The sequence below is a fragment of the Marinomonas sp. CT5 genome (assembly GCF_018336975.1).
Lineage (GTDB): Bacteria > Pseudomonadota > Gammaproteobacteria > Pseudomonadales > Marinomonadaceae > Marinomonas.
The window spans coordinates 1,870,670-1,876,948 of record NZ_CP025572.1 but is presented as its reverse complement, the minus strand read 5'-3'; the positions used below and the strand labels follow the sequence as shown (position 1 = coordinate 1,876,948).

The window sequence follows — 6,279 nt, the reverse complement described above, 5'->3', positions numbered from 1 at the left end:
TTATCAAAAAGAATTACAACGCAATAAAATAAAGCCGTCGATGACAGATGGCTATGACTGCTACCAAAATGCGTTAGCAGAAAGGGTGAATGGCATATTGAAGCAAGAATTTTTGATTGGAAGATGCAGAACTTTTAAAGAATTAGAAAGGCATATTAGTGAGTCTATTGATATCTATAATAGGTATCGACCTCACTTAAGTCTTAATATGAAAACACCAGAAGAAGTGCATGAAAAAGCCAGTATGGAATCCATACTGGCTTAACAAAAAATCGTCAACTTATTTTAGGACGACACATAGGACTTCCCTGTTATATAAGTCGCTAGGAACCAAAGTCTGTTTGCACTATGCCGCTTTAGATGGTCTTTGATCGCCGCTATGTTGATTCTTCATTTGCTCTTTTGTAGCGCGATTTGACACGAAAGACAAGCGATTCAAATTTAGGGTCAAAGCCCTTTAGGACAACCCCATTTTCCGTCTTCCCCTTGAAGAAAGGGGAAGAGACTTGTCCGCAATTTAAATGAGTAACTCGTAAATGAACCGTAAAAAAGTCGCTGTGCTTATCGTTCCTTAAGAATAAATTAGGGCGCAAAGCATTCGATCACTTAACGAAACAAGACAACCTCTACTCAAACCCCGGTGGGTATTTCTCCGACACTTCTTTAATGAGTTCTTTGACTTTTTTAATGGCAAGGGTGAGCTGTCCATGGGGCGACATAGATAATGCTAGGTAGCGTTTTATGCCCGGTGCAATGATGCGGGAAACAGACAAACCCAATAGGTTACGCGCCGATTCACTGGAATACGCGCCTAGCATTGCATAGCATTTATCGGCGGCCACCGCATGAGTCTGGAGGGATAAAGAGTCAGCTTCCAGTACCACATTCAGCTCTATGTCATAGCGTCTTGCTAATACGTCCAATCTATCTCGCCAGCTACTTGGGCGGCAAAATAAGGTTAATGGAATGCCATTTAATTCGCTGAATTCTATGGTTGGGTTGGCGGTCAATGGATCATTCGGTGGGCCAACTAAAAAGGTGGCGGTATCACGTAAATAAATATCGCCTCCTTTGTCATCAATGGAATGTCGAAACAGCAAAGCCAAATCTACCCGCCCTTCTTCTAGCCAGTTTTCCAATTGGTTGCCCTGTGCTTCTCGCACTTCAAGCTGTATTCCGGGATAGCGCTCTTTAGCAAGTTTATAGACTTCACTTAACCAAGGCGCGGCAGTGGAAGGCAAGATGGCCAGCCTCACTTTACCAATAGGAATACCCGAGGTGTTTCGAATGCTGTTTTGCAACTGCTCGGTATGCTGTAGCCAGCTCCTGACCTCGGGTTCTATGCGTTTTCCTAAATCAGTCAGTTCGACCCCTCTGCCCGTACGAATAAATAGCTGACAATTAAACGCCTCTTCAATTGTCTTCATTTGGCGGCTCACTTGCGGCTGGCTAATACCGTGAAGCGAAGCCACTTTACTCAAGCTACCCAGTTCGCACACATCGACAAAGGTTTTCCAAACTTCGTAATTCATGCCCAACAACCTATACATTTAATACATATCAGAAATACTACTTACACAGTATCCACATAGCAAAACAAATTCTATTCTGAATTACGTGCTCTTAACACAAACAGAGCAACACTAAACCAACAACATAATAACTATAGGTATTTCTAATGAGCAAAATTGATATAGATCTTCGTGGACTGAACCCAGCACCTGTTACTCCTTTTAATCGCGATGGCACTGTCGACTACAAGGCAATTCACAAACTTGGTTCATGGTTGAAAAGTATTGATGGTGTTAAAAGTCTTACTGTTTTGGGACACGCTGGTGAAGGCACATTCCTATCTGAAAAAGAACAAATGAAAGTCATCGAAGCCTTTGTTGAATCGGTTAATGATGAAATCCCGATTATCGCGGGTATCACTAAAGAAGGTACCGAAGTCGCTGCGGCGGAATGTCGCAACGCAGTTGAAGCAGGTGCAAAAGCCGGTTTGTTGTACCCTTCACATGGTTGGCTACGATTTGGTTACCAAAAAGGCGCACCACAGGACAAATACAAAGTTTGTTACGAAGACAGTGGCTTACCGCTCATTTTGTTCCAATATCCTGACGTTACTAAGTGTACTTATGACTTGGAAACACAACTTGAAATTTCCGCTCAGCCTGGTGTGTTTGCAATGAAAAACGGCGTGCGTAATATGAAAAGATGGGACACTGAAATCCCAGTTATTCGCGCAGAACGCCCAGATCTACAGATTCTAAGCTGCCATGACGAATACCTATTACACACTATGTTTGATGTCGATGGTCTTTTGGTTGGTTACGGCAACGTGGCGCCAGAACTCTTGGTTAAACTCATCGAAGCAGGTAAAGCCAAAGACTACCCTGCAGCCAGAGCAATACATGACCAGCTTTTGCCTGTCACCAAAAATGTGTACCACCGCGGATCTCACATGGAAGGCACAGTGGCATTGAAACACGCCTTGGTTGCGCGTGGTATTTTGGAACATGCGACAGTGCGTTCTCCACTATTGCCGCTTGCTGAAGGAGCCGATGTTGAAATTGCGGACGCATTACGCGCAGCCGGTATAATTTAATAGAAAATTCACATCACCTTAAATACACTGAAAGATATTTCATAAGGGCGGTCACGGCCGCCCTAATTAAGGAGAACAAGATAATGAAAATAACTAATACGTTTTCTCTAATCGCTTCAGCTCTTATTTTAACAAGTGTAATTTCGCTACCGACCCAAGCAGAAGAATTAAAACTGGGCGCCATGCCGGTTGGATCTGGCTGGTATGTTGGCGCCGCAGCCATTCAAAGAATGGTGCAAGAAAAAGATTCTAAATTAGACATTGAAATCATCGCCCGCGGCGGTGGTGTGGCTAACCCTATGGTGGTTGAATCGGGTAAGGCTGATATTGCTTTGTCAAACGTAGCCACTTCTCGCTGGGCCTCTGAAGGCATGTTGTTGTACCAAGGAAATTCAGCGACGCATATCCGTTCTTTAGTCGGTGGCCTCAACCCTGTTTATATCGGTGCCATCGTTCGCAAAGAATACATGCAAAAAAATGGTTTCAAAACGCTAGATGATATTTTGAAATCAGACCGCCCAGTCAATATCATGATGAAACCGGCTGGCTCCAATATCCCTCCTGCTGTAGAAGCCATTCTTTCTGCCTATGGTTTAGACAGAGATAAAATTAAGTCCCAAGGCGGTAATATTCTGCAAGTGGATTCCTCACAAATGTCCGGATTAATCAGAGATAAACGGGTAGACCTTTATTTTGATACGATTTTACGCGGACACCCTTCCATTACCGAAATCAGCTTAACCGGTGACATCGAGTTTTTAGACCTATCAGAAAGAGCGTTGGACGTATTAACGTCGCTAGGTTTGCAGAAAGGCAGCTATGGAAAATGGTTTGATGCGCAAACTGGCAGCAACATTGGCGGAGACTTTGGTACCCATTTAATCGCCAGTTCTAAAATGAGTGATGATACCGCTTACTCAATCACTAAAATTGTCGTTGAAAACATGGATCAACTAAGCAATGACTTTAAAGCTTGGAAAGCTTTTAAACTTGAAGATGCGGCTAAGCCAGAAAAAAATGGTATTCGTTTGCACCCGGGAGCCATTCGTTATTACAAAGAAATAGGCCTGTTGAAATAGTTTCGCGCTCAGCCTCAAAAATAAATATAAGAATCAGGTGTAAAAGATGCAAAAACTTGTTCGTAGATACATGCTAGACCCGTGCGCCTGGTTGGCGCTTGGGTTAATAGCCTACCAATACTGGATTTTATTCAATCCAGATATTCCCTTAGTCGAGCGTGCAACGCATTTAGTTCTGACTTTAGCGATTGCTTTTCTATCCACGCCCTTTTTAAAATCCAACCCTTCATCAACACTGAACAAAGTCATGGCCGTGGTCATGTTTGCTTTAGTCGTTGCTGTTGGCTGTTACTACTACTTTGAAAGTGGAAGACTGTCTAACCGAATTGAAAATGTCTCGCCAATTGAAACCTATGACATTGTCATCTGCACCATTCTGGTCGGTTTACTCTTAGAAGCTGTGCGAAGAACCGTTGGCTATGTGCTGCTCATCGTCATCGCTATTTTTCTGCTTTACGGCGTGTTTGGCTATTTATTACCAGGGGAAATTGGCTTTAGTAATATTTCGTGGACCGAGTGGAGCGAGATTTTTGGCATGACAACCAGTGGCATTTTGGGGGTCACCACAGCCACGTCTACTAACTTCATTTTTTACTTCATCGTTTTTGGTGTGGTGTACAGTTCCGTTGGCGGTGGACGACTCTTTATAGAGTTAGCCATTAAATTGGTGGGCAAATCCAAAGGTGGCGGTGCAAAAGTCGCCATTATTGGCTCCAGCTTAATGGGCACCATTTCTGGCAGCGCCGTGGCGAATGTAACAGCAACAGGGGTCTTTACCATCCCGTTGATGCAGCGAACAGGCATCAAACCAGAAAAAGCCGCCGCCTATGAAGCCATTGCTTCCACTGGTGGGCAACTTATGCCGCCCATTATGGGGATCGCCGCCTTTGTAATGGCAGAAATGCTAGCCACCTCTTACACCAACATCGCACTCGCGGGTATTTTCCCGGCGCTTGCCTTTTATTTTTCCTTGTTTGTATTTGCCGGCATTCATGCCAGAAAAACCAACACAGGCACGCTGAACGATGAAGATATAAACGAAATCAAATCTATCTTCCCTAGATTAAACATGCTGCTGCCTCCTGTTGTCTTGGTGGCCGGTTTGATGATGGGCTATTCGGCGCAAATCTCTGTTTTCTGGGCCACAATAACCTGTTTTGTCGCACCATTTTTAAGCAAAAGCACTCGCTACGATCTTAAGATCCTACCGCAAATGGTGCTGGACTCTGGTATTCAAGCGGCAAAAATTGCTTGTCCTATTATGGCAATTGGCTTAGTGGTTTCAGTGGCGATTCAATCTAACTTGGCACTCAAATTTGCTTCAGGGCTCATTGATATTGGCGGGGGTTCTTACACGGTTTCTTTAATCATGATCGTGATGGGCTGTATCATCATGGGGATGGGCCTTCCTACTGTTGCGGCATACATCATTGGCGCTGTACTCTATGTTCCAGCCCTTAAAGAGCTCGGTATTAGTGAACTACAAGCCCATTTCTTTGTGATGTATTTTTGCGTACTTTCCATGGTCACGCCGCCGGTATCATTGGCGTCTTTTGCAGCGGCTGGCGTTGCAAACACAGACGCCATGAGAACCAGTGTGGAAGCCTTCAAAATATGTGCTGTAGCCTTCCTCATTCCATTCGCCTTCCTTGCCGACCCAGCGTTACTGTTTGTTGGAAGCTACGTAGACATTTTATTCGCAGGCGCCGGCTTGATCTTTTCAACCGTCATCTGGGCCATTGGTGTCATAGGATTTGCGAAAAGAAGGATGAACCTATTCGAACGCATCATCATGATGGCATGCGGGTTCTTCGCGATGATCTCTCAAACCGCCAGTGAAATGTGGTTGATCGCCATAGGAACCAGCCTTGCTTATTTGGTCTACCATTGGTTAACAAAAAATAAGGAACCCGCCTTAGCTCATTCCTTAAATCACACCAAATAACTGGCCTATTTCAGGACAGGACAGACCGACAAAAAAAGCCCTTTCTGATTGAAAGGGCTTTTTTCATGGAGCGGACAATGACTTTACAACTTGCCATTGAGATACTGAATCTCGCCGTGTGCAAAACTCCAGTCAACATCTGTATTGGTCATAATAGAGATCAATAAATCTTTTGGGTCTAATCCGCAGTTGGCATGTAGTTTTTCCGCCATTAACTCACAGAACGTCTTTTTCATGACCGTGGCACGAGGGCTTGTGAACACTTGAATCGCAATGGCATCGTCTGTTCGTTCAAAACCCAACCCCGTGTCTAGTAGAACCATGCGACCAGGTTTGTGTTCAGTGACAATTTGATATCTGTCTCTTTCAGGCACTTCGAACGCGCTAACGACACATTCCTGCACGGTATCCATTAACACACGAAGATCTTCTTCATTACGGCCTTCAGTGACATCTATACGTACTAGGGGCATATTCAATCCTTATTGCATTTAGGTGAGAATGAGCGGATTTTGTCGATAAAACCCGTCTATTTAAAAGCTGACCACACTGTAATTCACAGTCAAATACCGTAAACCAGATTGAGATTGGCTAAACAAGGCCAGCATCGGAATCCGCTTGGGGTCACAGTCTATGACCGTCTTGAACTT

Annotated in this window: 6 protein-coding genes; 4 read left to right on the top strand and 2 right to left on the bottom strand. The window is 44.3% G+C overall.

The annotated features are described in order from the left end of the window. Window positions 1-265, top strand: a 265-nt coding sequence (locus tag C0J08_RS08745; RefSeq protein ID WP_212652676.1) for an integrase core domain-containing protein, incomplete at its 5' end; no start/stop codon positions are given. A 361-nt stretch (window positions 266-626) separates the two neighbouring features. Here the strand turns inward: C0J08_RS08745 and C0J08_RS08740 are convergent. After that, the gene (locus C0J08_RS08740) at window positions 627-1,532 is read right to left on the bottom strand and encodes a LysR family transcriptional regulator (RefSeq protein ID WP_212655759.1); all 906 of its coding nucleotides are present in this window, start codon (window positions 1,530-1,532) and stop codon (window positions 627-629) included. 146 nt (window positions 1,533-1,678) lie between these two features. On the opposite strand from C0J08_RS08740, the gene C0J08_RS08735 reads away from it, so the two are divergent. The 3 genes from C0J08_RS08735 to C0J08_RS08725 all read left to right on the top strand — a co-directional run bounded on the left by C0J08_RS08735 (window position 1,679) and on the right by C0J08_RS08725 (window position 5,629). Further along, the gene (locus C0J08_RS08735; protein WP_212655758.1) at window positions 1,679-2,605 is read left to right on the top strand and encodes a dihydrodipicolinate synthase family protein; all 927 of its coding nucleotides are present in this window, start codon (window positions 1,679-1,681) and stop codon (window positions 2,603-2,605) included. Between the two features lie 83 nt (window positions 2,606-2,688). Beyond that, a complete protein-coding gene (locus C0J08_RS08730; protein ID WP_212655757.1) occupies window positions 2,689-3,684 on the top strand; it encodes a TAXI family TRAP transporter solute-binding subunit in 996 nt (331 codons plus the stop codon). A 46-nt stretch (window positions 3,685-3,730) separates the two neighbouring features. Beyond that, window positions 3,731-5,629 (top strand): TRAP transporter permease, encoded by a 1,899-nt coding sequence (locus tag C0J08_RS08725; protein ID WP_212655756.1) that lies wholly within the window; start codon window positions 3,731-3,733, stop codon window positions 5,627-5,629. Window positions 5,630-5,712: 83 nt separating this feature from the next. On the opposite strand, the gene C0J08_RS08720 is transcribed toward C0J08_RS08725, so the two are convergent. Then, on the bottom strand, window positions 5,713-6,102 hold the full coding sequence (locus C0J08_RS08720) for a tautomerase family protein (RefSeq protein WP_212655755.1): 390 nt from the start codon (window positions 6,100-6,102) through the stop codon (window positions 5,713-5,715). Window positions 6,103-6,279 lie beyond the last annotated feature (177 nt).

Bases quoted from the DNA above. Each gene is read 5' to 3' on its own strand.
- C0J08_RS08725 (WP_212655756.1), top strand. From the start codon at position 3,731: ATGCAAAAACTTGTTCGTAGATACATGCTAGACCCGTGCGCCTGGTTG.
- C0J08_RS08735 (WP_212655758.1), top strand. From the start codon at position 1,679: ATGAGCAAAATTGATATAGATCTTCGTGGACTGAACCCAGCACCTGTT.
- C0J08_RS08740 (WP_212655759.1), bottom strand. From the start codon at position 1,532: ATGAATTACGAAGTTTGGAAAACCTTTGTCGATGTGTGCGAACTGGGT.
- C0J08_RS08730 (WP_212655757.1), top strand. From the start codon at position 2,689: ATGAAAATAACTAATACGTTTTCTCTAATCGCTTCAGCTCTTATTTTA.
- C0J08_RS08720 (WP_212655755.1), bottom strand. From the start codon at position 6,102: ATGCCCCTAGTACGTATAGATGTCACTGAAGGCCGTAATGAAGAAGAT.